The sequence below is a fragment of the Hoyosella subflava DQS3-9A1 genome, from assembly GCF_000214175.1.
GTDB lineage: Bacteria > Actinomycetota > Actinomycetes > Mycobacteriales > Mycobacteriaceae > Hoyosella > Hoyosella subflava.
Map to the genome: position 1 here is coordinate 4,087,012 of NC_015564.1, position 23,758 is coordinate 4,110,769.

Annotated in this window: 23 protein-coding genes; 6 read left to right on the top strand and 17 right to left on the bottom strand. The window is 62.8% G+C overall.

The genetic code is table 11. The annotated features are described in order from the left end of the window. Positions 1–89: 89 nt before the first annotated feature. Both AS9A_RS19220 and AS9A_RS19225 read left to right on the top strand, forming a co-directional pair. Complete coding sequence (locus AS9A_RS19220; protein ID WP_013808805.1) at positions 90–1,499, top strand: PspC domain-containing protein; 1,410 nt, start codon at positions 90–92, stop codon at positions 1,497–1,499. Then, positions 1,492–1,719, top strand: coding sequence for a hypothetical protein (locus AS9A_RS19225; protein WP_013808806.1), 228 nt, complete (start codon positions 1,492–1,494; stop codon positions 1,717–1,719). The genes AS9A_RS19220 and AS9A_RS19225 overlap by 8 nt, the downstream gene beginning before the upstream one ends. A gap of 21 nt (positions 1,720–1,740) precedes the next feature. Here AS9A_RS19225 and AS9A_RS19230 read toward each other — a convergent pair whose 3' ends face one another. The 3 genes from AS9A_RS19230 to AS9A_RS19240 form a co-directional block, all read right to left on the bottom strand. Beyond that, positions 1,741–2,622, bottom strand: a complete 882-nt coding sequence (locus tag AS9A_RS19230; protein ID WP_049793958.1) for a phosphatase PAP2 family protein — start codon at positions 2,620–2,622, stop codon at positions 1,741–1,743. Between the two features lie 83 nt (positions 2,623–2,705). Beyond that, complete coding sequence (gene guaA / locus AS9A_RS19235; RefSeq protein WP_013808808.1) at positions 2,706–4,277, bottom strand: glutamine-hydrolyzing GMP synthase; 1,572 nt, start codon at positions 4,275–4,277, stop codon at positions 2,706–2,708. Between the two features lie 112 nt (positions 4,278–4,389). After that, the gene (locus AS9A_RS19240) at positions 4,390–4,860 is read right to left on the bottom strand and encodes a hypothetical protein (RefSeq protein ID WP_202798176.1); all 471 of its coding nucleotides are present in this window, start codon (positions 4,858–4,860) and stop codon (positions 4,390–4,392) included. Positions 4,861–5,124: 264 nt separating this feature from the next. Here AS9A_RS19240 and AS9A_RS19245 point away from each other — a divergent pair, with 264 nt between their 5' ends. Then, the gene (locus AS9A_RS19245) at positions 5,125–5,403 is read left to right on the top strand and encodes a DUF4212 domain-containing protein (protein ID WP_013808810.1); all 279 of its coding nucleotides are present in this window, start codon (positions 5,125–5,127) and stop codon (positions 5,401–5,403) included. Next, on the top strand, positions 5,400–7,148 hold the full coding sequence (locus tag AS9A_RS19250) for a sodium:solute symporter family protein (RefSeq protein WP_013808811.1): 1,749 nt from the start codon (positions 5,400–5,402) through the stop codon (positions 7,146–7,148). The genes AS9A_RS19245 and AS9A_RS19250 overlap by 4 nt, the downstream gene beginning before the upstream one ends. A gap of 113 nt (positions 7,149–7,261) precedes the next feature. On the opposite strand, the gene AS9A_RS19255 is transcribed toward AS9A_RS19250, so the two are convergent. From AS9A_RS19255 to guaB, 3 genes are all read right to left on the bottom strand, one after another. Continuing rightward, positions 7,262–8,980, bottom strand: coding sequence for an FAD-dependent oxidoreductase (locus AS9A_RS19255; protein WP_013808812.1), 1,719 nt, complete (start codon positions 8,978–8,980; stop codon positions 7,262–7,264). Between the two features lie 90 nt (positions 8,981–9,070). Continuing rightward, complete coding sequence (locus AS9A_RS19260) at positions 9,071–10,180, bottom strand: GuaB3 family IMP dehydrogenase-related protein (protein WP_041451223.1); 1,110 nt, start codon at positions 10,178–10,180, stop codon at positions 9,071–9,073. A gap of 99 nt (positions 10,181–10,279) precedes the next feature. Further along, on the bottom strand, positions 10,280–11,812 hold the full coding sequence (gene guaB, locus AS9A_RS19265; protein WP_013808814.1) for an IMP dehydrogenase: 1,533 nt from the start codon (positions 11,810–11,812) through the stop codon (positions 10,280–10,282). A gap of 412 nt (positions 11,813–12,224) precedes the next feature. Between guaB and AS9A_RS19270 the strand changes: the two genes are divergently transcribed. Next, complete coding sequence (locus tag AS9A_RS19270; RefSeq protein WP_013808815.1) at positions 12,225–12,659, top strand: DUF5319 domain-containing protein; 435 nt, start codon at positions 12,225–12,227, stop codon at positions 12,657–12,659. A gap of 113 nt (positions 12,660–12,772) precedes the next feature. Here AS9A_RS19270 and AS9A_RS19275 read toward each other — a convergent pair whose 3' ends face one another. The 3 genes from AS9A_RS19275 to AS9A_RS19285 all read right to left on the bottom strand — a co-directional run bounded on the left by AS9A_RS19275 (position 12,773) and on the right by AS9A_RS19285 (position 15,554). Further along, positions 12,773–13,843, bottom strand: coding sequence for an anti-sigma-D factor RsdA (locus tag AS9A_RS19275; RefSeq protein ID WP_013808816.1), 1,071 nt, complete (start codon positions 13,841–13,843; stop codon positions 12,773–12,775). A gap of 58 nt (positions 13,844–13,901) precedes the next feature. Further along, the gene (locus AS9A_RS19280) at positions 13,902–14,480 is read right to left on the bottom strand and encodes a sigma-70 family RNA polymerase sigma factor (protein ID WP_041452249.1); all 579 of its coding nucleotides are present in this window, start codon (positions 14,478–14,480) and stop codon (positions 13,902–13,904) included. 213 nt (positions 14,481–14,693) lie between these two features. After that, the gene (locus AS9A_RS19285; RefSeq protein ID WP_013808818.1) at positions 14,694–15,554 is read right to left on the bottom strand and encodes a hypothetical protein; all 861 of its coding nucleotides are present in this window, start codon (positions 15,552–15,554) and stop codon (positions 14,694–14,696) included. A 484-nt stretch (positions 15,555–16,038) separates the two neighbouring features. Between AS9A_RS19285 and AS9A_RS19290 the strand changes: the two genes are divergently transcribed. Continuing rightward, a complete protein-coding gene (locus AS9A_RS19290; RefSeq protein WP_041451224.1) occupies positions 16,039–16,332 on the top strand; it encodes a WhiB family transcriptional regulator in 294 nt (97 codons plus the stop codon). Between the two features lie 96 nt (positions 16,333–16,428). On the opposite strand, the gene groL is transcribed toward AS9A_RS19290, so the two are convergent. The 8 genes from groL to alr form a co-directional block, all read right to left on the bottom strand. After that, entirely contained in the window at positions 16,429–18,042 is a 1,614-nt protein-coding gene (gene groL / locus AS9A_RS19295) for a chaperonin GroEL (RefSeq protein ID WP_013808820.1), read from the bottom strand. A gap of 138 nt (positions 18,043–18,180) precedes the next feature. Beyond that, positions 18,181–18,483, bottom strand: coding sequence for a co-chaperone GroES (groES, locus tag AS9A_RS19300; RefSeq protein ID WP_013808821.1), 303 nt, complete (start codon positions 18,481–18,483; stop codon positions 18,181–18,183). A gap of 224 nt (positions 18,484–18,707) precedes the next feature. Next, entirely contained in the window at positions 18,708–19,745 is a 1,038-nt protein-coding gene (tsaD, locus tag AS9A_RS19305) for a tRNA (adenosine(37)-N6)-threonylcarbamoyltransferase complex transferase subunit TsaD (RefSeq protein WP_013808822.1), read from the bottom strand. Then, entirely contained in the window at positions 19,742–20,203 is a 462-nt protein-coding gene (rimI, locus tag AS9A_RS19310; protein ID WP_013808823.1) for a ribosomal protein S18-alanine N-acetyltransferase, read from the bottom strand. Before rimI ends, tsaD begins: the two co-directional genes overlap by 4 nt. After that, positions 20,200–20,910 (bottom strand): tRNA (adenosine(37)-N6)-threonylcarbamoyltransferase complex dimerization subunit type 1 TsaB, encoded by a 711-nt coding sequence (gene tsaB / locus AS9A_RS19315; RefSeq protein ID WP_013808824.1) that lies wholly within the window; start codon positions 20,908–20,910, stop codon positions 20,200–20,202. Before tsaB ends, rimI begins: the two co-directional genes overlap by 4 nt. A gap of 31 nt (positions 20,911–20,941) precedes the next feature. Next, positions 20,942–21,466, bottom strand: coding sequence for a tRNA (adenosine(37)-N6)-threonylcarbamoyltransferase complex ATPase subunit type 1 TsaE (tsaE, locus tag AS9A_RS19320; protein ID WP_049793794.1), 525 nt, complete (start codon positions 21,464–21,466; stop codon positions 20,942–20,944). After that, complete coding sequence (locus AS9A_RS19325) at positions 21,354–22,571, bottom strand: alpha/beta fold hydrolase (protein WP_148262509.1); 1,218 nt, start codon at positions 22,569–22,571, stop codon at positions 21,354–21,356. Before AS9A_RS19325 ends, tsaE begins: the two co-directional genes overlap by 113 nt. Positions 22,572–22,575: 4 nt before the next feature. Continuing rightward, on the bottom strand, positions 22,576–23,733 hold the full coding sequence (gene alr, locus AS9A_RS19330) for an alanine racemase (protein WP_041451226.1): 1,158 nt from the start codon (positions 23,731–23,733) through the stop codon (positions 22,576–22,578). Positions 23,734–23,758 lie beyond the last annotated feature (25 nt).

Sequence of the window (23,758 nt, forward strand, 5' to 3'; positions counted from 1 at the left end):
AGGGTAATCCCCACCGTCGCATCCGAATCGGTGGAAGATCAGGGAAACACCTGATGTTGCGCGAGGGCGGCGGCGAGCATCATTAATTCATGACCACGACGAGCTTCAGTGACCAGGTCAACGACCTATGGCGCACGCGCCCAGCACGACTGAGCCACACCGGGAAAATCGCGGGAGTGTGCTCTGGTTTCGGCCACCGATACCAGGTAGATCCCGTTCTCGTCCGCGTAGCGTTCATTGTGTCCGCCTTCTTCGGCGGCGCAGGCATCGTCCTTTACCTCGCCGGGTGGCTGCTGCTTCCAAAAGATGCGGATCAGACCTCGTCTGGCGAGTCATTAATTGGCCGGGGATCGAGCTCGCAATCCCAGCCAAGCACGGTCGTGCTCGTTGTCGCCCTTGCCATCGCGGTGAGCATCTTCGCACCGGTAGGGCTCGGCGCCGGCGGTTCCGGGCTCGTCAGCCTCGCACTGATGCTCGTCGGCTGGTGGCTGCTCTACCAGCGGCAACCCACCCCGCCTCCGCTGCCCGGTTACGTGACCGCGTGGACACCGCCGACCGTTCCGCCACACACCTGGGGACAGCCCAGCCCCGGCGCCTGGACAGCGCCCCATCAGACCGCGGAACCCCATACCACGCCGCCATCCCCGCATGCCTCCACCCCGGAGCAGACGTCAGCACCACGCGCGGCCCAGCCAGCTGCGACGTCCGGCAGCGATGCGACTGCGCACACTGAACGAATGGCGCAGACGCCCCCTGTGACGCCCTCAGCGATGACGACGCGCCCTGCAGGAACTGGTGTGCACGAGGCGGCCACCACCCGCCACCAGCCACCGTCGTGGGATCCGCTCGGCGTTGCACCCTTCGCGTGGGATCTCCCCGAGCCGGCTCCCGCCCACCTGCCCGTAGTAGTCAAACCGCGCTCACGCTTGACGGCCGTGACCTTAGGACTCGCGATCATTCTCGCCGCGGTTCTGACCGCACTGGCGCTCACTGCCGGAACGACCTGGCTGACTCCGGGACGTATCGGCGCGGCAACGCTCGCCGTCGTTGGTGCCGGACTACTTGTCGGGGCGTTCCGCGGCGTCGGCCACGGACTTGTTCCCGTAGCCGCGCCCTTGGCTGGCTTCGTCATCATCGCGACAATCGCCGCTCCGATCGACTTCTCCTACTTCCAGGCCGGCGTGGGTGAGCGCACATACCAGCCCGCAACGGTCAGTGACCTGCAACCCGAGTATCGACTCGGGCTGGGTAGCCTCACCCTCGACCTCCGCGATCTCGATCTCACGGAAAGCGCGACTATCGATGCGTCCGTGGGGATGGGTGAACTGATCGTCCATGTCCCCGACGACATCAACGTGCGTACCTCATGCGCAGTCCAGATGGGTGAAATGGCCTGCCCCAATCAGGGCCTCTCACTGGGCGCAGGAACTGAAGATGCCCCCGAACTCACGGTCAGTGCCTCGGTGACGACCGGAAAGGTTGAGATCCTCCATGGCTGAAAACCGGAACTCCGACTCTCACAGCAACGGCACCGTAAGCCGATTTTCCCCGCTGCTGCTCCTCACAGCCGCCGGCTCACTGATGGTCAGTGTCTGGGCTCTGGCCGATCCTGGTGGTGACGCGGGCGCCCTGCGCACCCTACCCTGGATCCTCATCGCCCTTGCCCTGGTCATCGGCCTCGTACTCGTGTTAGCACCGGTTAATCGCCGGAACAACTGAATAACCATGAGAGGCACAGAGTTATCGACTGGGCCTCTCATGGTGCTCGGTCGGCGGGCTCCCCACATCGATTCGCCGCCACGACCACCAGAACGCCAGGGCCGTCAACCCTGAAGCTCCTGCTGCGAGACCGTGCAGCGCAAGATACATGTTGTAATCCAGCACTTCGTCAGGCGCGGTGGGGAGTTCGCTGAGCAGCAGTAGTAGCACACCCAATCCCAGCGAAACCACCGTGCTCAGCGCTAGGGGCGCCACCACGAACAGGACCCGCAATGGAAAGCGGCCCCCAACCACCCGGACCAGAGCTCCCCGCTGGACCAGCGCGATGGTGACGAGGCACGCGACACCAAAGGCGACGAGGTCGGCACCGAGCGTGTCGCTGAATCGGTGCCATTTCGACGTCAGCGTATGCGCACCGATCGCCACGGCGAAAAACGCACCGAAGAACATCGCCACACCGCGCCACCTGAACGGCACGACGATCAGCAGCGCGAACAACACCGACATGGCGATCGTTGTATGCCCGCTAGGAAAGCTATTGATCGTGTAGGGGCCAGTGACTTCGATCAACTCTGGTCGCGGCAGCACAAATCGCTTGAGCACCTGTGTAATCAGCGACGAGCCCACGATGATTGCTGACGCCGCGATCGCGAGGTCAACGCGTCGGCGCAACAAGGCCACCACAACAACCAGCAAGGAGACAACAGCGAGCGACGTCTCCGTGATCGCGTTCAGGGCAGAATCCGCCTCAACCACCAGTGCGGCGTCCACCTGATCCGCTCCCCGCAACGCGGCATTCTCGATGTAGTGGCCGCGCGACGTCAGAACGGATACCGCATAAGTGACCCAGAATCCCGCAAATGCCAGTATCCCCAAGACGAGCCACTTCGTGCTACCGGTCACGGGCGGACCGGTAGCACTCTGCACATGCGCCGATCGTTGCGCGGTAGCCGGTTCGGTCATATTCAGGCCCTATCGCCGCGGTCTCACTCCCACTCGATCGTTCCGGGAGGCTTACTGGTCACGTCGAGGACCACACGATTGACGTCGGCGACCTCGTTGGTAATACGCGTCGATACGCGTTCGAGGACTTCGTAGGGAATACGAGTCCAGTCCGCAGTCATCGCATCTTCGCTACTGACGGGACGCAGCACAATCGGATGGCCGTAGGTGCGCCCGTCCCCCTGTACGCCGACACTGCGTACATCAGCGAGAAGAACGACTGGGCACTGCCAGATCTGCCGGTCGAGTCCGGCGCTGGTGAGTTCTTCACGAACGATCGCATCTGCCTGGCGCAGCGTTGCCAAGCGGTCGGCCGTCACCTCCCCCACGATGCGGATCGCCAGCCCGGGGCCCGGAAATGGCTGACGCTGCACAATGTCCTCAGGCAGCCCCAATTCCCGCCCCACCGCACGCACCTCGTCCTTGAACAGCAGGCGCAGTGGCTCGACGAGCGTGAATTGCAGATCCTCCGGCAAGCCGCCAACGTTGTGATGGCTCTTGATGTTGGCAGTTCCGCTGCCACCTCCCGATTCGACTACGTCGGGGTACAGCGTGCCCTGAACGAGAAAGTCCACGGTATCGCCGTGCGTCGCATTTTCGCCGAGCACTTCTGAGACGGCACCTTCAAATGACCGGATGAACTCGCGGCCGATGATTTTGCGCTTGGCCTCGGGGTCGGAAACCCCGGCAAGCTCGCGGAGGAACGTCTCGGCGGCATCCACCGTCACAAGATTCGCTCCCGTGGCCTTCACGAAGTCATGCTCAACCTGCTCGCGCTCACCTGCACGCAGCAGCCCGTGGTCGACGAATACACACGTCAGCCGGTCGCCGATGGCACGCTGCACAAGTGCCGCCGCCACCGCGGAATCGACGCCACCAGAAAGCCCACAGATCGCACGACCATCACCAACGTGCTCGCGGACCTGCTCGACGAGCGCCTCAGCGATGTTCGCGGGTGTCCATACTGGTTCGATGTCGGCGATCTCATGCAGGAACCGGGACAGCACCTGCTGGCCGTGGGGCGAGTGAAGCACCTCCGGGTGGTACTGAACACCGGCAAGTTTCCGCGCGCGGTCCTCAAACGCTGCGACCGGCGCGCCTTCACTTGTCGCGGTCACCTCAAACCCCTTGGGGGCGCCAGTCACCGCGTCACCATGGCTCATCCAGACCGGCTGGTTCACGGGAAGGCCGTCGTGCAGCACCCCGCCGGATACCGTCAACTGGGTGCGGCCATACTCACGGGTACCCGTGTGCGCCACTTCTCCGCCAAGCGCCTGCGCCATCGCCTGAAACCCGTAACAGATACCGAAGACCGGGACCTCGAGATCAAACAGGGCCGGGTCGAGCGCGGGTGCCCCTTCCGCGTAGACGCTCGATGGGCCACCGGATAGGACAACCGCCCGCGGATTCTTCGCCGCAATCTCCGAGATGGAGGCCGTATGCGGAAGAACCTCGGAGTAGACGCGCGCTTCGCGCACCCTGCGCGCAATGAGCTGCGCGTACTGGGCACCGAAGTCAATGACGATGACGGGACGGTCCTGGGCGGTTTCAGTCACCCGGACAGTCTAAGGCACCTTCAGACCCCGCTCCCTCCCGCGAGTTGCCCGCGTGAATCACCTTCCAGCGGGCCGAGAATAGGGAGAGCCGTTGCCGGGCTGACTTGCGCAGTTACTGATCGACGCGATCTCTCTCTGGGCGCAGTAACCGGATGGCGGCGACACCCGCGAGAACTCCACCACCGAACACGAAGACCAGTCCGGGGCCCGGCATCCAACCGCCAACCCCAACCAAGTTCAGCACATGCACCAACTGCCACACCGGGAGCACCACGCAGACCACGGCCATCAGCGCGGCCTGTACGCCGGCGACCCTCCGCAGCGCCGCTGGAAGCACCGCCCCCGCGAGGCCTAATAGAGCCACATAGAAGGTCCACAAGCCGGGACCACGTGCCCCAGACACGTTCTCGATCGCGGTCGAGACCCACGGCAGAAACGATCCGAACAGCACCATCGCCACAGCTCCTGCCAGCTGTCGGCGCCCCGGCACGACGGGTCGTTTCGCCGTGCCTTTCGAAGTGGGTTTCTGGCTGCCCACGCGTGTGGCCTCCGTGGTCTGGTGGGGTTTCGTCTTCTGGGCCATGGCCCGACTGTACGGTCCTCCGCACGCACCATCGTGTCATTTGCAGCCGCCGGTCGTGAGACGAATGGTCGAGCAGGTGCGCTGAACGGTCGGTTAACAGTGGCGAACGGTGCATACCCGGCAACGGCCGATATCACACACCGTTGGACGCATTTTCCATACCGCCCACCGACACTCGTGACTCGTGTCACACTTTTCTATTGACCCGCGTGCTTCCGCCCGGGTTTTCTGTCGCCACGAACCCCCATCCCCGGGAGGACAAAGATGGACGAACAGGCGCGCCGCACCTATTGGCGCAAAAACCTACGGCTAATGGCAGTACTCCTGACGATCTGGGCCCTAGTGTCGTTCGGCGCCGGGATCCTCTTTGCCGATCTGCTGAACAACATCGTGATCGCCGGATTCCCCCTTGGATTCTGGTTCGCGAACCAAGGCTCAATCCTGGTCTTCCTCGGACTCGTCGCGTTCTATGTCTGGCGTATGGACAAGCTCGACGCCGCGTTCGGGATCCACGACTACGAGAGCGATGTGCACCACTCATGACGGATATCCAACTCTGGACTTTGATCTTCGTTGGGGGTTCCTTCGCCGTCTATATCTATGTGGCCTACCGCAGCCGGGTGAAGGACACTTCCGAGTTCTATGTCGCCGGGGGTGGGATCCCCGCGCCGGCCAACGGTGCCGCGATCGCCGCTGACTGGATGAGCGCAGCCTCGTTTATCTCGATGGCCGGCCTGATCGCGCTCGCCAACAATGGGTACGGCGGTGCCGCTTTCCTGATGGGCTGGACCGGCGGTTACGTGCTGCTCGCCCTGTTACTTGCTCCGTACCTGCGGAAGTTCGGCAAGTACACGATCCCGGATTTCGTTGGCGACCGCTACAACGAGACCGCACGATTGATCGCCGTGGGATGCGCGCTCGTCGTCTCTCTGACCTATGTCGTCGGCCAGATGGCTGGCGCCGGCGTGGTATTCGGCCGCTTCCTCGGGGTGGACACCACCATCGGTGTACTCATCGGCATGACCGTGGTGTTCTTCTATGCGGTTCTCGGCGGAATGAAGGGCATCACCTGGACACAGGTCTGCCAGTACGCGGTGCTGATCACCGCGTACCTGATCCCGGCGGTGGCAGTATCTGCCCAACTGACCGGAATCCCGGTGCCGCAGGTCGGCTTCGGCCAGATCCTCGACGAACTTGAGGCGCTGCAGGCGGAGCTCGGGTTCAGCGAGTACACCGCAGCACTCTTCGGCGCCGACCAGATGAACATGATCCTGCTGACCGCGTCGCTGATGTTCGGCACCGCGGGCCTGCCACACGTGATCATCCGGTTCTACACCGCTAGCTCAGTGCGCGCGGCACGGTACTCCGCACTGTGGGCCTTGTTCTTCATCGCGCTGCTCTACACCACGGCTCCCACGGTGGCGGCGTTCGCGAAGTTCAACATTCTAGAAAACTCGATCGCCGGCACGCTGAGCGAGCAGCCCTGGTTCAGCACCTGGAGCGACCTAGGTTTGATCACCAACATCGCAGAGGAGCCGATCCCGGCTGGATCGGACGCCATCTTCCGCGGCGATGGGGCCAACGAGGTGCTGATCAACAATGACATCTTGGTCCTCGCCTCACCTGAGATCGCCGGTTTGCCGGCACCAATCGTCGGGCTGGTCGCCGCCGGCGGTGTCGCGGCGGCGCTCTCGACGGCGTCCGGACTCCTGCTGGTGATCTCGTCGGCGGTAGCGAACGACCTCTATCACAAGCGGATCAACCCGAAGGCAAACGAGAAGCAGCAGCTGTTAGTAGCCCGCATCTCCATGGCCGTCGGCATCCTGGTCGCCGGTTACCTGGGCATCAACCCCCCCGGCTTCGCCGGCGAGGTCGTCGCCCTAGCCTTCGGTCTAGCGGCCGCAAGCTTCTTCCCAACGCTGTTGCTTGGCATCTTCTGGAAGAAGTGCACCGCGATCGGTGCCGCCGCCGGCATGGGCACCGGAATCACGGTCACAATGCTCTACTTCATCTGGACGCTGCCCACTGAGTCGGCACCGATCTTCCTCGGGAATGACCCGATCGCAGATATCGCACCGACCGGCTTCGGAGTCATCGGCATGCTGCTCAACTTCGCCGTGACCTGGGCCGTCTCGATGTTCACGCCGAAGCCGACGCTCGTGATGCAGAACCTGGTCGAGGAGATCCGCTACCCCGGTCACACCGAACTGGTGGCGAAGCATGCTGCCAATGAGGATGTTCACGGCGACGAGGCACTTCTCGAGGAACGAACAGGAGAAGACAAGTAGCTCCGCCTAATCATCACCATTCAGTCTGGGGCCAGGGTGCACCGCTCGCGAGTTGCGGTCCCTGGCCTCAGCGTTGGCGAGCAGGACCTACTCAGTTCAACAGCAGTGCCGCATTAAGCGACGCCCTCCCCCCGCGGGAGGGTCGGCCACCCGAGCGCGGCGGGCGCGTGGACGGGGACGGCGGGATGACGCGGCGGCACTGGATCAATCCGCTCATACTTCTGTCCCTGCGGCGGACGCTGGTCGGCTTCACCTTTGTTCGGCCACAACGACGCCGCACGTTCGGCCTGCGCCGAGATGGTGAGCGAGGGGTTGACGCCCAAGTTCGCTGACACCGCCGCGCCGTCAGCCACGTGCAATGTCGGATACCCATACACCCGGTGATAGGGATCGATCACGCCGTGGTCCGGGCTCTCTCCAATTGCGGCGCCGCCAAGGAAATGCGCGGTCAGCGGGATGTTGAATACTTCGGACCACGTGCCACCAGCGACGCCGCCGATCTTCTTCGCGATGCGGCGACACGCTTCATTACCTACGGGAATCCAGGTCGGGTTGGGTTCACCGTGGCCTTTCTTGCTCGTAAGCTTTCGGCCCAGCACTCCACGTTTCGTATAAGTGGTAATCGAATTGTCAAGATGCTGCATGACTAGGGCGATGATGGTGCGTTCACTCCAGTTGCGCACCGTCAGCACCCGCGCGAACTGAACTGGATGCCGCAGCACCGCGAAAACGAACTTCAGCCAGCGGGGAACGCGACCGCCACCGTCGACCATCAGCGTCTGCAGCATGCCCATAGCGTTCGATCCCTTGCCGTACCGCACCGGCTCGATATGAGTGTCCGATGTGGGGTGGAACGACGAAGTGATCGCGACGCCCTGTGTCAGGTCCATCTCGGGGTCGACCTTGTATTTAGCCGCGCCGACAATCGATTCTGAGTTGGTGCGCGTCAGCACTCCGAGTCTGGGTGACAGATCCGGCAGCCGGCCCTCATCGCGAAGCTTGAAGAGCAGGTTCTGCGTCCCCCAGGTTCCTGCCGCGAGGACGACCTGCCCGGCTGTGAAGGCTTTCGGATGCTTGCGCACCCAAGCGCCCGTGCGCTGCGTCTCCACACTCCATCCGCCATCGTCCTGCTGAGTTAGACCGGTGACGGTTGTCAGCGGGAAAACTTGCGTCCCAGCGTTCTCTGCGAGCGCGAGATAGTTTTTGACCAGTGTGTTCTTGGCGCCAACGCGGCACCCGGTCATGCACGAACCACATTCTGTGCATCCGGTCCGTTCGGGACCGACGCCCCCGAAATAGGGGTCAGGGACCTTCTGGCCTGGTTCGCCGAGGTAGACACCCACGGGCGTGTGCACGAACGTGCCACCAACACCCATATCGTCAGCGACTTCCTTCATCACGTAATCCGCTGGGGTCATATGCGGGAAGCGCACAACTCCCAGCATGCGCTGCGCCTGTTCGTAGTGCGGTGCAAGTTCCTCACGCCAGTTGGTGATGCCGGCCCACTGCCGATCGTTGAAGAACGGGTCGCCGGGGACATAAAGCGTGTTCGCGTAATTGAGGGAACCACCACCAACGCCCGCGCCACCGAGAATCATGACGTCACGCAGGAGGTGCATACGCTGGATGCCGTAGCAGCCCAGCTTTGGCGCCCACAGAAATCTGCGGACGTCCCAGCTGGTCTTCGGAAACTGGTCGTCTTCGAAGCGGCGGCCCGCTTCGAGGACAGCCACCTTGTATCCCTTTTCGGCAAGCCGCAGCGCGGTGACGCTGCCACCGAAGCCGGAGCCGACGATCACCACGTCGAAGTCGAGTGAATTTCTGCTGGCCACGCTGCCACCTCCGCATTACGGGAATCTGGCTCAAGTGTGACGCAACCCGAAACCTGCCGCGCGTGAAGGCTTACCTAAGATGTCGCACCATCAGAAGCGGACTGTGAGGCCAACTTTCTGGAACTCTTTCAAGTCCGAGTAACCTGCCTTAGCCATCGACCTACGCAGACCCGCGACGACGTTCAGATAGCCGTACGGATCGTCGGAGGGCCCGTTGAGCACCTTCTCCAGGCTAACCTGTTCATCCGGCTCAGAGATTTGGACGACCGACCCCCGCGGGACGGATGGATGCGCGGCAACTGCTGGCCAGTACCAGCCTCGCCCCGGAGCCTCTTTTGCCGCAGTCAGCATCGTGCCAAGCATGACGGCGTCAGCACCGCACGCAATAGCCTTCGCGATGTCACCCGAACAATGAATGTCACCATCCGCGATGACGTGGACGTAACGGCCTCCGGTTTCGTCGAGATACTCCCTGCGGGCGGCAGCGGCATCCGCGATCGCGGTCGCCATCGGAACGCCGATACCGAGGACCTCGTGAGTTGTCGTCGCGGCAGAGGCGCCATATCCAACGATGACGCCTGCCGCTCCTGTCCGCATGAGGTGCAACGCCGTTCGGTGATCGCTCACTCCCCCGGCGACCACTGGCACGTCGAGTTCGGCGATGAAGCTCTTCAAGTTCAGCGGCTCATTGCTCGACACGTGCTCGGCGGAGATGATCGTCCCCTGAATCACCAGAAGGTCGATGCCTGCCTGCACCAGAATCGGCGTGAGTTCCCGCGCCTTCTGGGGACTGACCCGCACGGCTGTCGTCACACCGGCATCACGCACTTCAGCGACTGCTGCCGCGAGCAACTCCGGCTGCAACGGAGCAGCATGCAGCTTCTGCAACATCCTGATCGCTTCTGCCGGGCCGTCTTTGCCAGCGGCCCGCTCAGTGAGCTGCTCGAGTTTGCTATCAACATCGCGGTGCCGCCCCAGCAGCCCCTCAGCGTTGAGAACTGCGAGGCCACCCAGCCGGCTCAGTTCGATCGCGAATGCCGGGGACGTGATGGCATCGCTCGGGTGAGCCAGCAGCGGAATGCCGAATCGGTAGGCGTCGAGTTGCCACGCTGTGGAGACTTCCTTCGCGGAGCGCGTGCGCCGTGAGGGTACGACGCTTACATCTGCCAGCCCGTACGTGCGGCGGGCAGATCTGCCCATACCAATCTCAACGTGGTCGTGCACGCGCGTCCCTTCTCTACTCGAGTGCGTGGAGGGGCGTTGCGCCCCGAACCGTACCTCAACCTACTACTGCTGAGCTCAGCGAACTGTGTAGTTAGGTGCCTCGACGGTCATTGTGATGTCGTGCGGGTGGCTTTCTTTGAGACCCGCAGCGGTGATCTGCACAAACCGGGCCTGCTGGAGCTGCTCGATCGTGTTCGCACCTGTGTAGCCCATCGCTGCCCGCAGACCTCCGACGAGCTGGTGCGTCACCGAGCTGAGTGGGCCACGGTACGGAACACGTCCTTCGATACCTTCGGGCACGAGCTTGTCCTCAGACAGCACGTCGTCCTGGAAGTACCGGTCCTTCGAGAAGCTTCGTGCCTCACCGGCTTGTCCGCGGCCCTGCATCGCACCCAGAGAGCCCATCCCGCGGTAGCTCTTGAACTGCTTGCCATTGACAAAGATCAGTTCGCCTGGAGACTCGGCGGTACCGGCGAGCAGCGAACCAAGCATCGCGGTCGAGGCACCCGCAGCGAGGGCCTTCGCGATATCCCCGGAGAACTGCAACCCACCATCCGCGATGACCGGAACACCGTAGGGACGGCAGGCTGCGACGGCCTCGAGGATGGCTGTCACTTGTGGAGCGCCCACACCAGCCACGACACGAGTGGTGCAGATCGAACCGGGGCCCACGCCTACCTTCACCGCATCTGCGCCCGCGTCGACCAGTGCCTTAGCGGCTTCGCGGGTCGCAACGTTGCCACCGATGACGTCGATGGTCTCGCCGGCCTCAGCCTTGAGTTTGCTCACTGTCTCGAGAACTCGGCGGTTGTGTGCATGCGCGGTGTCGACAATCAGGACGTCCACTCCCGCGTCGATGAGTTGCATCGACCGCGTCCAGGAATCATCCCCAACGCCGACAGCGGCACCGACGAGGAGGCGGCCATCGGTGTCTTTCGTCGCATCGGGGAATTGTTCGGTCTTGACGAAATCTTTGACGGTAATGAGGCCACGAAGTGCACCCTCTCCGTCGACAATAGGGAGCTTCTCGATCTTGTGCCGGCGTAGCAGGCCAAGGGCTGCTTCCGCGGTGACCCCCTCGCGCGCGGTGATCAGCGGCATTCTCGTCATGACTTCGGACACCGGGCGGCGCATGTCCACCTCGAAGCGCATGTCACGATTCGTGATGATGCCGAGGAGTTGCCCGGAATCGTCGACCACCGGAAGACCTGAAATGCGGAACCTGGCACACATTGCGTCGACATCCGCGAGGGTGTCAGACGGGCCACAGGTAACGGGATCGGTCACCATGCCCGCTTCGGACCGCTTGACGGTCTCGACTTGAGCGGCCTGCGCTTCTGGTGACAGATTGCGATGGAGAACGCCCAGACCGCCCGCGCGTGCCATGGCGATTGCCATCCGAGCTTCAGTTACCGTGTCCATCGCTGAACTCACCAGCGGGACTCGCAGCCGGATGCGCTTCGTCAGCTGACTCGAGGTGTCAACCTGACTGGGAATGACATCGGACGCTGCGGGCAGGAGCAGGACGTCGTCGAACGTGAGCCCGAGCATGGCGATCTTGCCGGGGTCATCTCCGCCTATGTGAGCACGCTGTGCCAGGGTGGTCATGCCGAGCGGCCTTCCTTCGTGTGCTTGTTGCCCCGCCGGACTTTGCCCCGGGAACTTGCTGAGAGTTGCCGAAACGGACACCATACCCCCGCTTCGGGCAGCCCTGCATTTCTCTCCATGATAGAGGGCGCGAGTGACTGCTCCTGACACCCAAGGAGCGGAGCTGGTCTCAGCCAATCCACAGCAAATTCATAGCGAACGCCCGAGGCTCGCTGACGCGGCGGATGGCATGATGAATTACACACCAGAGGCACGCCGCGCTGAGTTCACGCGCACATACCAGTTCGGCGGCGCTTTCCCGAGCCTTCAGCACGGTGATTTAGCGCTGCCGGGAAGAAAAATTTCTCATTGGATTGCCCCAACGCGGCCGAACCGGTGGCGAAGATGGGTGACTTCTCAGTACGGTAGTGACGTGCGCGATCAACTTCCACCTGGTTTACCGCCGGATCCTTTCGCAGACGATCCGCAAGATCCGGCTGCGGCACTTGACTCCCTCGATCCTGGACAGCCTCTTGACCCGCACGAACGAATGGCGATAGAGGAAGATCTTCAGGACCTCGCAGTGTATGAGGCGTTGCTTGCTCATCGGGGTATCCGCGGCCTCGTCGTGTGCTGTGACGACTGCCAGAAGGATCACTTCCACGATTGGGACATGCTCCGCGCCAATCTACTCCAGCTGCTGACGGACGGCACTGTGCGGCCTCACGAGCCTGCGTTCGATCCGAATCCTGATGCCTACGTCACGTGGGACTATTGCCGCGGCTACGCAGACGGCGTCATGAGTGACATCTCACCCCAGAATCGTGGCGTTTACCGATCTTGGCTGCAAGGCGGTCGGGAGATCTGACCCTCCCCTGTATGACACGTAAAACGTGGCCCCCGGATCTCGCATTCGGGGGCCACGTTTGTGTGGGTTGGCTTGAAACCAATCCAGGTACGTGCCTGGACTAGCCGATCGGGTCAGTTGCCGGGACGCAATCGCGGATCATCTGGCAGCAACGGAAGCTGCTCGAGAATCGACGGCACATCCACGGTTGGTACCGACGTCACCGTAGGTTGCAGCGCCGTCGGCACCCGGCCGGTTGTTGTCGGGACCGTCGTGGTCGGCTCCGCAGGCGGAGCCGCTGTGGTGGTCGGCGGTGGCGTCGTCTCCGCAGGCGGAGGCGGCTCGATCGGGACCTCCACCGGCGGGAGCCGCAGAATCTCTGGCGGTATTGTCACTTCAGGAGGCGGCTCTGCCGGCAGTTGCGGCTGCGGGATGAACGGCGGCAGCGGGAATTCGGTAATCGGCGGTAGCGGAACTGTCCTGAGCACCTCGGGATCGAAGGTGAACGTGGGCAGCTCGACTGGCGCAGGCGCTGTCGCCCGAGTGGATTCCGGACCGGTTGTTCGTTTCGGTGAAGTCGTCACCGGTGCAACATCGGCGCGGTCGGGATGCCGGTCGACCCGCTCACTGAGATTCTGGAACTTCTCACTGAGTTCGTCCTGGTCACGTCCACCAACGGAGCCAAGCTGCGGCGCTACCGAGTCGAGGATCTCCTTGGCACGCTGAACGTCGCCACTGTCAAGCGCGCGTTCAGCCTGATCGAGTTCGCTGCGGAGGCTCGCCACCATCACGGTTGTCTCATCGGCACCATGAATCGCCTGACGGAAGCCCCAGAGCGGATCACCCGGCTGCGCACTCTGTGAGATCACAGCGACGCCACCGATGACGAAAGCAGCCGCAGCCGCAACACCCGCCACCGAGGTCATCCAGCGGGCTGGACGACGCGACCTATGCACGGGAAGGGCCTGAACCACACCCGAATCACTGACAACGCGCTGCACCTCATCGAGGTCTGGTCCGGCAGGCATCGGCGCCGCGACAACGTCATCACGCCATTGCAGCAAGAGTGCCGCTAGCTCACGCTCGTCGTCAGTTGCCGTGTCGACGACACTGCCCTGTGAAAGTGCGTCCAAAAATGCGTCATCGTGAAGCAAGTCGCTGATGTCGGGCACACCGGATTCCTCACCCGGCACGCCTCCGCTCATCAGTCCCTCATTCGCACGGCTGGCGCCGTCTCCAGTACTTTCGCTATGTCTGTCGCGCCTAGCCATCGATGTCACCCACTCTCCCCATCGCCTTCTTGAGCTTCGCCAAGGCCCGGTGCTGCGCTACCCGCACAGCACCTGCGGTACTTCCAACAATCTCCGCGGCTTCTTGAGCTGATACGCCTTCGATGACGCGGAGGATGAGGATTTCTCGCTGTTCTGGGGAGAGTGAATTCAGTAACTCCTGAACCCGTCGGGACGATTCGCTAAGCAGCGCATGGTCCTCGGGGCCATCGTCGCCCGACGCGAAATCTGGCATATCCTCTGTCGGATCTTGCCTATTCCGCGCAGAACTCCGGTGCGCATCGGCAACCTTGTGTGCAGCAATGCCGTACACGAAAGACATGAACGGGCGACCCTGGTCCTGATACCGGGGCAATGCCGTCATGACCGCCATGCACACCTCCTGCGCCACATCGTCCGCGGACACATGCCCGCGTTCTCCGATGCCAACCCGAGCCCGGCAGTAGCGAACTACCGCGGGCCGTATTGCCTCCAAAACAGTCGAGAGGGCAACCCTGTCGCCACGGCCTGCGGCCACAACGGCAAGGCTGAGATCCTCATCTGACATCTTCATCGCCAGATGAGGCGAAGGCGTTACAGAGGCCTGTGCGGCTTCCTTCACGCCTTTTTCGGAGGCAAGGTCGTGTGCTTCAGACATTCGATAGGGCCGCGCTATGTGGTTGCCGAGATCGCTTCGGTACTTATACGACAATACCGGCCCCCTCTGACACCATTGGCCGAACGCCAGGCCGGGACACACACTGCGGCGCTTTGGCGGTGCGAACGCTCATACGAACACTCCTCCTCTTCTATGAAGAACACGTTCGAATGCGCCCTTTCGTTCATCCGCGCCGGATTCGCCAGGTATCAAACATGCAGCTGCCCAGGCGAGAGGGTACAGCCCGTGACTCTCGGACGCGTAAAGGCAGCGTGCGGCCAGAGTGGACGCGCCCGACGCGTCCCCCGTCGCACTCAACGCCGCCGCAACCATGAGTTCCGACTTGATCTGGTGGCGTACCGAAGCGCACCTCCGCGCACGATCACGGGCTGATTCCGCGTAGCGCCGTCCGGTTGCAGCCGCTCCCGAGTAGAGCGCAAGCTCGCAGCGCACCCAATCACGCCGTACCCATTGCCGCCACAGGCGTTTACTGTCGCCAACATCACATCGCTCCAGCTCCTCATCGAGGCGCTCCAGCAGCCGACCCGCGACACCCAGGCGCCAGACCCCGATCGCATCGGCCGCGAGGCCTGTTATCGCGTCACACCATGCTTCCGCAATTTGGGACTCCGCACCATCTGCCGCCCGAATGACAGTGGTGTCACTGGCCGTCGTGGCGAGTTGCAGAGCCTGTCCGTCGAGCGTCGCGGCTGCGGAGTATCTGCCGAGTTGGCGCTGGAACGACGCCATTGTGCTGAAGCTCAGTGATCTGACTGCCAGGTCCACAGACGGCCCCCGGACCCCCAACGGAGTGCGCACGTTCTCCACCAACTGAGCCTGCGCTGCCGCATAGAAGCCTGCCGCCCCCAGTGCGACTCCGCGCAGCCATTGACGTTCGGGTGTATCAGCGCGCGGAAACGGAGGCACAACCGGCGTCGCCCCGAAGGCAACACTGGCGAGGCTGGCAGGGGCCGCGTGCCTGCGTGTCATCGGGCCTCCTCTCCGAAAATCCGTTTCTGCGCAATGAGCACACACTCCGCGTAGAAGTCTTTATTGAGTAATTCTCTTCACGCCATGTTCACACTTCCGTCAACAGAGTTTAATCTTCCCGTGGCAAATGAACTCCATAAACTGCGGATTGGTTGATGTGACATTCCTCAATCAGAAGTCGACCAGGAATTGTGTTCGCACGCAACCTCAATCAAGCGGTTCCAGCCCCAGGAGCTGCGAAAACACGTCGCATGCTGCAGCTTCTGAAAACCTGTCAGTCATTCGGACGACAATCGCCCAGCGATTTATCTCACAAGGGGATCCCACAAGGCGGAACGGATACTAACAGGGTGTGACACCCCGGGCTTGACGAGAATTCTAAACGGCGCCTAATGTGATGATCCGTTCACCGAGTACAGAATCTTTTAACTCGGGTGCGGGGATTGCCCGGGCGCAATTCGGGCGCATACGACAAGGAGGCACAATGCCGCAGCCCCACCAGCTCCCAGGGCCGGTCAATGACCGTTGGGATTGGCAACGGCAGGGCCTGTGCCGAGGGGTGGATTCCTCCGTCTTCTTCCATCCTGACGGTGAGCGCGGCCGAGCACGGCTCGAGCGTGAACGGCGCGCCAAAGCGCTCTGCCGCGAATGCCCAGTGCTCGCCCAATGCCGAGAGCATGCACTCACTGTTGGTGAGCCATATGGGATCTGGGGCGGCATGTCCGAATCAGAACGTATGCACGTGATGAAGGTCTCACGCTCGCAGCGCATCGCTTGACCAAGCGTCGACGAGTTCGCCAGTAGCCAAACGAGTAGCCAAACAGAAACGTGCCCGGCCATCTAGTGCGATGGCCGGGCACGAATCGTGTGGGACCTAGTGGCTGTGGCCGTGTCCGTGTGCCTCTGATTCCTCTGCCTCCGGCTTGTCGACGATGGCGCTCTCAGTCGTCAGCACCATGCGTGCAACAGACGCAGCATTGATCACCGCACTTCGAGTCACCTTTACGGGGTCGATTACCCCCTGAGCGACAAGATCGCCGTATTCGAGCGTCGCGGCATTGAAGCCGTGACCCACAGGCAGCTCTTCTACCTTGGACGCCACGACAGAGCCGTCGAGGCCGGCGTTCCGGGCAATCCATTTGAGCGGCTCGGCGAGGGCTTCGTGTACCACACGAACGCCGACTGCCGCGTCGCCCGTCAGACCCAATTCGCCTGCGAGCGCAGAGCGTGCCTGGACAAGAGCGCTTCCACCGCCTGGGACGATGCCCTCTTCCACCGCAGCCTTCGCGGCGTGCACAGCATCCTCAACACGGTGCTTACGTTCACGCAGTCCAGTTTCCGTGGCCGCACCGACCCGGATCACCGCGATCGCACCAGCAAGCTTAGCGAGACGCTCTTCGAGCTTCTCGCGGTCCCAGTCAGAGTCGGCGTTGTCGATTTCGCGCCGCAACTGGTTCGCGCGGTCGGCAATCGCTTCGTCAGTGCCGCCGCCGTCAACAATCGTGGTGCTATCCTTCGTCACCACCACACGGCGCGCGTGGCCCAGCAGTTCGAGGCCAGCATCCTTGAGTGTCAGACCAACGTCGGAATTGATTACTTGTCCGCCGGTCACCACAGCAAGGTCTTCCAGGAACGCCTTGCGCCGATCCCCGAAGAACGGCGCCTTCACAGCAACGGCCTTCAGTGTCTTACGCACCGCGTTGACGACCAGTGTGGAGAGCGGTTCGCCTTCCACATCTTCCGCGATGATCAGTACTGGCTTGCTGGTTCCCGCGATCTTCTCGAGAAGCGGCAGGAAGTCAGGCAGTGAGCTGATCTTGTCCCGGTACAGCAAGATGTGAACGTCCTCAAGGACGGCTTCCTGCGCGTCAAGGTCCGTGATGAAGTAGGGCGACAGGAAGCCCTTGTCGAACTGCACACCTTCCGTGACATGCAGGTCAGTCAGCAGCGACGACGACTCTTCCACCGTGACGACACCGTCGACGCCAACCTTGGTCATGGCCTGGCCGACCATTGCGCCGATCTCCTCGTCGCGCGAGGAAACTGTCGCCACCTGGGCAATCCCCGACTCACCTTCGACGGGAGTCGCGGTCGCTACAAGCTGCTCCGCGATCGCTTCTGCCGCCTTACCGATGCCGATACCGAGCGACATCGGATTGGCACCTGCTGCCACGTTGCGTATGCCGGCGCTGATGATCGCCTGCGCCAGAACGGTTGCTGTGGTCGTCCCGTCACCCGCGACATCGTTGGTTTTGGTCGCGACGCTCTTCACGAGCTGAGCGCCGAGGTTTTCAAACGGATCTTCGAGGTCGATGTCCTTGGCAATCGTGACCCCGTCGTTGGTGACGACCGGACCACCGAACGCCTTGGCGAGAACCACGTGACGACCACGCGGCCCAAGGGTCACCTTTACCGCGTCAGCGAGCGCATCAACACCACGCTCCAGCGCGCGACGCGCATTTTCATTGAATTTTATCTGCTTCGACATGATCGGTCTCTGTGCTCCTGAGATTGCGGGCGGACGTTCTCAGTGGGAGACCCGCCCATGGATGCCCGACCGCCCCGGCACCAGTAGTTCAATGACTTCGGCGCCGGGGCGGTCAGTAGTGTCAGATCGGCAGATGCGTCACTTCGACACGACTGCGAGGACGTCACGCGCCGAGAGGATCAGGTACTCCTCACCGGAGTACTTGATTTCGGTGCCGCCGTACTTGCTGTAGATCACGACGTCGCCCTCTTTGACGTCGAGCGGGATGCGCTTTGCGCCACTCTCATCCCAGCGGCCGGGCCCGACTGCAATAACGGTGCCCTCCTGCGGCTTTTCCTTAGCGGTATCAGGAATAACCAGACCGGAGGCGGTAGTCGTCTCGGCCTCGTTAGCCTGAACGAGGATCTTGTCCTCGAGCGGCTTGATGTTCACGCTCGCCACGATGAACCCTCCACATTTGCGATGGTGTCCGGTTTGACGACCGGACGGCTTGGTTCGTTCTACGATTCGCGACACTTCTTCGAGCCCCGTCGTCGCGGGTGCCGGGACCAATTCCGCGTCGACTAGCACTCTATACATGAGAGTGCTAGCACTCAAGGCCAACGCTCGCATATCCGGTCAGCCTGCAGCGAACGCAGCCGCGCCGAACGGGGCTCGTGCCCTCGCTAACCGAGAATCTGACTCACCGTCACCGACAACGCCGGATCTGTCGCGGCACCGAGCCCTGATGGCTCCGCACCTGCATGAACCAGATGCGCACCAAGAGCCGCGATCATCGCGCCGTTGTCCGTACACAGCCGTGGCCGCGGCACACGAAGCTCGAGACCCGCGGCCTCGCAGCGCTCTTCCGCCAGTTCCCGCAGCCGCGAGTTCGCGGCCACGCCACCGCTAATGACGAGCGTCGACACGCCGGTGTCCAGCGCGGCCCTCACCGCTTTCAGGGACAGGACATCAGCGACTGCTTCCTGGAACGACGCTGCGACATCCGGTTTGCTCAGCGGTCTGCCAGCGCGCTCGGCTTGCTCAACGTGGCGTGCGACAGCAGTCTTCAAGCCGGAGAACGAGAAGGCGTGCCGCGCGTCTCGAGGACCGGTCATCCCCCGGGGAAAGGTGACCGCATGACGATCGCCTGTCTGAGCAAGCCGGTCGAGTACAGGGCCACCGGGATAGCCCAGCCCGAGCAGCCTCGCGATCTTGTCGTACGCTTCCCCGGCTGCGTCATCCACCGTGGCTCCGAGTTCCGTGATTGGTTCTCCGAGCGAACGAACGTGCAGCAAACTCGTGTGGCCGCCCGACACGAGTAGCGCGACGCACGGCGGCAGTGGGCCATGCTCCAGAGCATCCACGGCGACGTGGCCACCAAGATGGTTGATCGCATAGAACGGCACTCCCCACGCAGCGGCGTAGGCTTTCGCGGCCGCGACACCCACCAGCAGGGCTCCAGCGAGTCCCGGCCCGATTGTTGCAGCCACCACGTCGGGCTTCGAGATACCAGCCGCATCAAGCGCTCTGCGCATCGTCGGCACGATCGCCTCGAGGTGCGCACGCGAAGCGATCTCAGGAACCACACCCCCGAACCGTGAGTGCTCATCGACACTCGATGCCACCTCATCGGCCAGAAGCGTGACGGAACCGTCGGAGTTCAGCTCAGCGATCCCGACGCCCGTCTCGTCACACGAGCTTTCGATACCGAGAACAATCACGGCCCCTCCCTCTTCATTACATATGCGTCGGCGCCGCTTGGCTGGTAGTAGCGTTTTCGCAGACCTACCACGTCAAAGCCCACACCGCGATAGAGCTCCTGGGCGGCTTCGTTGTCAGTCCGGACATCGAGCCACACTGGCCCGCCGTGCAAATCAGCAACGGCAAGCAGGTCATCGAGCAACATCCGGCCGATGCCGCGGCGCTGATACTTGGGGTCCACCCCGATCGTGTGGATCTCGTTCTCAGGATCGTCAGCGGGCCCCAGAAGCGCAATTCCCGCGTACCCGACAAGCTGTCCATCACAATCCGCCGCGACGTAATGGTGGTCGGGGCTCCGTAGTTCCTGCTCGAAAGCCCAGGCCGGCCATGGATTGTCGCGCGCGAAAAGCTGGCGTTCCAGATTTGCGCAGCGCTTGGTGTCTCCCATTGCTAGCGGGCGCAGAAGTACCGTCGTCATGCCGTCCCTCTGGTGAGGAACCCTGGCGGCGGGATCGGATCTGGCTCACGACGCGGTGCGCCCGGTTCAGTCGCGTCGGGGCGCCGCAAATACAGCGGCACCAGCGGATCGGGCACGCGGCGATCGTCAATGTCTCGCGCTGCGACAGCGACGAGACCTTCGGGTGCCGGGCTCTGGACATCGATGTATGGCAGGCTGAACAGTGCAGCGTGATCTCTCGAACCCGCAATGACGTGCGAGGGATACGCCTGGACGTGGGCGGGACGATGCACCGCTGGCCCCTCAATCCGGTGGCCATCCCGGTAGCGGGCCCAGTAGACCTCGCGGCGCCGCGCGTCTGTCACGACCAGGAGCTCCTGGCCCGGACCCACCTGTGCGGCTATCGCGTCGAGACTGCACACCCCGTACACCGGCACCCCCAGTGCATCGCCAAAAGCGGCCGCAGTGGCCATGCCGACACGCAGGCCCGTATACGGGCCGGGGCCCGTTCCCGTGACAATCGCATCAATCTCGCCGCGCTGGACGTTCGCTTCCTCCAGGCAGGCCAGAATCTGTGGTGTGAGCACCTCAGCGTGTGCTCGCGCATTTACTGTCACACGCGCTGCCAGGACACGCGGACACAGTTCCGTCGAGTGTTCTGAACGGCCAAGCCGGACAACACCCGCAGTCACCGCAGGGGTGGACGTATCAACAGCAACTACCAGCACGATTGTCCAGAGTACCGGTCACGGAACTCTTTTACTTCGTGTGATTGACCCACTGCCAATGGGCGACGCGGACCTCGTCGTCAGTGTGACGCTCCAGACGCACGAGCAAATGCCGGTCGGCAAGCCGCTCCGCGAGACCTTCGCCCCATTCCACGACGACCACCGCATCGTCGAGTTCAGTGTCCAGATCGAGCGCATCAAGCTCATCGAGCGCCAGCCGCCCACCATCGTGAGCCCGGTCTGAATCACCGAGCAGCCGGTACGCATCGACGTGAACCATCGCGACCGGGGGCCCGCCACCACGCCGGGCCTGCCCCGCACGGTGTTCTCGCGCGATGATGAACGTCGGCGAACTTACAACACCCATAACGCCGAGACCAGCACCAATGCCACGGGCCAACGCGGTCTTTCCGGCGCCGAGCGGCCCTGACAGGACGACGACATCACCGGCGGTGAGGTCTGCCGCCAAACGCTGACCAAACTCCTCCGTGTCCTGCACGGTCAGCAACTGCTCTGAATACACCCGCGAGAGACCTTTCCGTCCGTGCGTGTTCAAGTGAGCGATCAATCAACCGTTCGAGCGCTTCGGAAACGACCTGTGGCTGCTCCATTTCCACCATGTGCCCGGCTTTAGGCACGCGCAACAGTTCCGTATGCGGCAATGCTTCTGCCATCGCGACTGAGTTCCGGAACGGGGTGACCATGTCGCCGTCCCCACAGACGACGAGCGCCGGGATCGGCTTCAGCACCGGAAGCGCCAGAGATTCATCATGCTCGACAAGCGCAGCGAGAAAGTTGACCATTGTGAAAAGGTTGGTCTCGTTGGTCATCTGCTCCGAGAAGCGAGCGACCTCAGGTGTGATTCTGCGATCACCGTACGAGGTGACTTTCAAAATTGGGGACAGAATGGGCCTGATCACATCCCGGCTCTGCTGCACCACTGCCGGAGCTGCCTTAACCGCCAGCCGCGCGGCCTTCACAGCGGGCGTGTCGAGCACGCGGGCGACACCCGCAGCCGAGAGCCCGCTTGCCGCGGTCGCAACGAGCCCCACTCCGATGACGCGCTGACGAACCACGTCGGGATACTGCCGCGCAAATGCCAGGACGGTCATGCCACCCATTGAGTGTCCGACGAGTATCAGGGGACCGGTTGGAGCCTTTTGCTCGATCACCGCTGCCAGGTCGCGCCCGAGTTGCGGGATTGTGCTCGACTCGGCTGACGGCATACCCGACTGGCCATGCCCTCGCTGGTCGTAGAACACCATTCTGATGTCGTCACCGAAGGTGCGCTCAAGGTCGATGCGCTGAAAATGCCAGGCTCCCATATGCAGACAGAAACCATGCGCGAATACCACAGTCAGCGGCGCATCCGGAGGCCCCACTTCACGTACGTTCAGCAGCAGGTGGTCCTCGGTCAGCACGATGCTTGCCCGGTCCGTCTGCATAAGACGGAAATCGTGTTCGAAAGCTGTTCGGCCAGAACGGCTATCCGGCTCACCGCCGACGCGCTTCGCTGATCGTCTTAGCTTCGCCGCCCGCACCAGCCGTCCGACGCCACGTCCGACGCCGCGCCTGCGCCGGCCACGCCGCCTTGGCGGCTTTTCCTCACGTTCGGGCTCATCAGCTAATTCGGGTTGCTGCTGTGCAACCGGCTCCGCCACCACACTAACCCCCCATATAGGTACGCACTGCGCGCCCCTTTATACCGGTTACGACCTCGTAGTGAATGGTGCCGAGCGCATCCGCCCAGTCCTGAGCCAGCGATTCGCCCTCGTCTCCTGGACCGAACAACACTGCCGTATCGCCCTCTTTCACAGCCGCAGCACCCTCAGCGCCACCCCCCGGTCCCAGGTCTACTACGAACTGATCCATACAGACGCGACCCACAGCCGGGTAGCGGTGACCGTTGATCTGCACCCCGAACTTGCCGGTGAGCAAGCGGGACACTCCATCGGCATAACCGACCGGAAGGAGCGCAACTGTCGTGTCTCGCGGCGCAATCCACACGTGCCCGTACGACACACCCTCGCCGGCCGCGACCCGCTTGATCAGAGCTACTCGTGCCCTGGCCGTCATGGCCGGCCTCAAACCCATCTGTCCGCGCTCTGGGACGGGAGAAAGCCCATAGAGTGCGATCCCCGGCCGCACCATATCGAAGCGCAAGTCCGGCCGGGTCATCGTCGCTGCAGAGTTAGAGAGATGCAGGAGCCCAGTCTCAAGTCCGTGCTTCTCGGCGTCGGCGACAGTCTCCCGAAACCTCGCAGCTTGCTGATCGATAATGGGATGGTCGGGCTCATCTGCGTGGGCGAGGTGGGAGAAAAATGAGGTCATCACGACCGCTTCTTCCGCAACGGCTTTCCGAAGGGCATCTCGCAGGACGGGCCACTCGAAAGCCGAGACGCCGTTGCGGTTGAGCCCCGAATCAACCTTCACCGCAACGCGTGCCTGTATTCCAGATAGCCGCACCGACCGGAGAACGCCGTCAAGGTGGCGCGGCGAAGACACACCAATGTCGACGTTCCGTGAAAGCACAGGCGCGAAGTCGGTGTCGGGCGTGTGCAGCCAGCACAACAGCGGCGCCTCAATACCCGCATCGCGAAGGTGTACCGCCTCATCTACCGTCGCGACGCCGAGTTGCGCTGCACCTGCAGCGAGCGCCGCACGTGCAACTGGTACCGCACCATGGCCGTAACCATCTGCCTTGACGACAACCATGACATCCGCAGGACCAGCACAGTCCCTCAGTACCTCAGTGTTCGAGGCGATAGCCCGGAGATCGACCGCCGCTTCGAACTGTGGGCGGGCTGGCGCCTCGCTCTGCATCGGGGACGGGAACGTGCCCGGCGTG

Coding starts and splice junctions, on each gene's coding strand:
- AS9A_RS19220 (WP_013808805.1), top strand. CDS start 90: ATGACCACGACGAGCTTCAGTGACCAGGTCAACGACCTATGGCGCACG.
- AS9A_RS19225 (WP_013808806.1), top strand. CDS start 1,492: ATGGCTGAAAACCGGAACTCCGACTCTCACAGCAACGGCACCGTAAGC.
- AS9A_RS19240 (WP_202798176.1), bottom strand. CDS start 4,860: ATGGCCCAGAAGACGAAACCCCACCAGACCACGGAGGCCACACGCGTG.
- AS9A_RS19245 (WP_013808810.1), top strand. CDS start 5,125: ATGGACGAACAGGCGCGCCGCACCTATTGGCGCAAAAACCTACGGCTA.
- AS9A_RS19250 (WP_013808811.1), top strand. CDS start 5,400: ATGACGGATATCCAACTCTGGACTTTGATCTTCGTTGGGGGTTCCTTC.
- AS9A_RS19260 (WP_041451223.1), bottom strand. CDS start 10,180: ATGGGCAGATCTGCCCGCCGCACGTACGGGCTGGCAGATGTAAGCGTC.
- guaB (WP_013808814.1), bottom strand. CDS start 11,812: ATGACCACCCTGGCACAGCGTGCTCACATAGGCGGAGATGACCCCGGC.
- AS9A_RS19275 (WP_013808816.1), bottom strand. CDS start 13,843: ATGAGCGGAGGCGTGCCGGGTGAGGAATCCGGTGTGCCCGACATCAGC.
- AS9A_RS19280 (WP_041452249.1), bottom strand. CDS start 14,480: ATGAAGATGTCAGATGAGGATCTCAGCCTTGCCGTTGTGGCCGCAGGC.
- AS9A_RS19285 (WP_013808818.1), bottom strand. CDS start 15,554: ATGACACGCAGGCACGCGGCCCCTGCCAGCCTCGCCAGTGTTGCCTTC.
- AS9A_RS19290 (WP_041451224.1), top strand. CDS start 16,039: ATGCCGCAGCCCCACCAGCTCCCAGGGCCGGTCAATGACCGTTGGGAT.
- groL (WP_013808820.1), bottom strand. CDS start 18,042: ATGTCGAAGCAGATAAAATTCAATGAAAATGCGCGTCGCGCGCTGGAG.
- rimI (WP_013808823.1), bottom strand. CDS start 20,203: ATGACGACGGTACTTCTGCGCCCGCTAGCAATGGGAGACACCAAGCGC.
- alr (WP_041451226.1), bottom strand. CDS start 23,733: ATGCAGAGCGAGGCGCCAGCCCGCCCACAGTTCGAAGCGGCGGTCGAT.